1 protein-coding gene is annotated in these 1,424 nt (G+C 57.3%); it reads right to left on the bottom strand.

All coding sequences use genetic code 11. From position 1 onward, the window contains the following. Positions 1-11 precede the first annotated feature (11 nt). Entirely contained in the window at positions 12-1,313 is a 1,302-nt protein-coding gene (locus BT116_RS29995; protein WP_072349392.1) for an IS4 family transposase, read from the bottom strand. Between the last annotated feature and the right edge of the window lie 111 nt (positions 1,314-1,424).

The following is a 1,424-nucleotide window of genomic DNA, read 5'->3' as shown; positions in this document are numbered from 1 at the left end:
AGCCAGCCCTTTCAAGGTCTTTTGGCTTTAGCTGCCTTGAGCACCCGATCCGTTGACACATGGGCATTCGCGGCTTTGCCTTCAAGCCACTCCTTTGACTTGGGCACTTTCGGGCCTCGTTTGCTCTTGGCGACCGCTTTGGGCTGTATATTTCGAGCGAGTGCGAGCAGGTACTGAGTCAGTCCTGCGGCGGGGATCGGGATGCATAGATATTCTGGCAAGGCTATTTGCATCCCCTCGTAACCGCTGCGTACCTGTACCGCTAGGTGAAAAATCGATGCTTCCCAATCATCGGGCAGGTTCTGGCGATGAGCCTGCTCGACGCTGCGCTTGAGCACGGACAGAACGTTGTAAGCCAACACGGCCGACGCAAATCCCAACAGGGCTGCTTTAGGGTTGCCCAAGGTTTCGATTTCACTGTCCAACACCGCTTCCAGGCGCTGGAACATCCCTTCGATGCTCCAGCGACGGCGGTACAAATCGGCGATTTGCTCAGCACTGATGGAGTCGGGCAAGTTGCTCCAAAACAGCAGCGTGGCATCGCCGGATTCGGTGGGGGTTTGCAGGTTCAGTTCGACTCGCCGCCACTGGCGTCCACCTTTTACTTCAATGATTTGCTCGCGCACGCTGCCTGCCGCGACCGCGACAGGCCCCTGCCAGTCGCTTTCCTTAAGCAGGCGTGGATGTTTGCTCTGTTCGCGAATGATGAACGAGGCCCCGGTGTCTTCGCAGGCCTCCATGACCGGGAGCGTGCAGTAGAGTCGATCAGCCATCCACAGTTGCCCCGCACTGGCCTTTTCCAGCAACGGCAGCACGCTGACGCGTTCGCTGGCATAGGCATCTTCACAAGGCTGAAGATCAACGACCTGGTCCAGATCGGGGTCGTAAACCACAACGGAAAAACCAGGTCGGGCGGCGCCCCGTTCACGGCGCAAAGCGCCCAGACGCTTTTCGCTGGAAGGCAGGTGGTTACCGTCAACGACCCGTATTTGCCAGCCAGGCAAAATGGCTGAGTGCCCCAGTTCTTTTATCGTTGGTACCAAGCGCTCTGCGCTGCCGGTGACCAGGGCGCGCAGTAGCGCAGGCTCTGTACGACTGACCTTGTCATACAGCGCCGCCAAGCTGACAGGAAGATCTTCCATCTGCCGCGCGGCGGCATGCAGCGAAGGTCGCAAGCCCAATGAAACAAGGGACATCAGTTCAACGATGGTTGAAAACAAAAGCTCACGTGGGTACTGCCGCTGACGGTGCTCTTCGAACACCTGATCGATCCATTCAGCAGGAACAGCCTGTTCCAATACCACTCTGGTCATGACACTGGCCGGTGCTTTTTTCTCAAACCGCGCTAGAACTTCTGCCCACACTGCTTTCGTCACCCTGACTGGTTTTGGGGGATTTTATCAAAGACCTTGAAAGGGCTGGCT

Source organism: Pseudomonas sp. NFACC16-2 (assembly GCF_900119205.1).
Taxonomy (GTDB): Bacteria; Pseudomonadota; Gammaproteobacteria; order Pseudomonadales; family Pseudomonadaceae; genus Aquipseudomonas; species Aquipseudomonas fluorescens_Q.
The sequence above is the reverse complement of the archived record's forward strand: the minus strand, read 5'-3'. Positions and strand labels throughout refer to the sequence as shown.

Coding starts and splice junctions, on each gene's coding strand:
- BT116_RS29995 (WP_072349392.1), bottom strand. CDS start 1,313: ATGACCAGAGTGGTATTGGAACAGGCTGTTCCTGCTGAATGGATCGAT.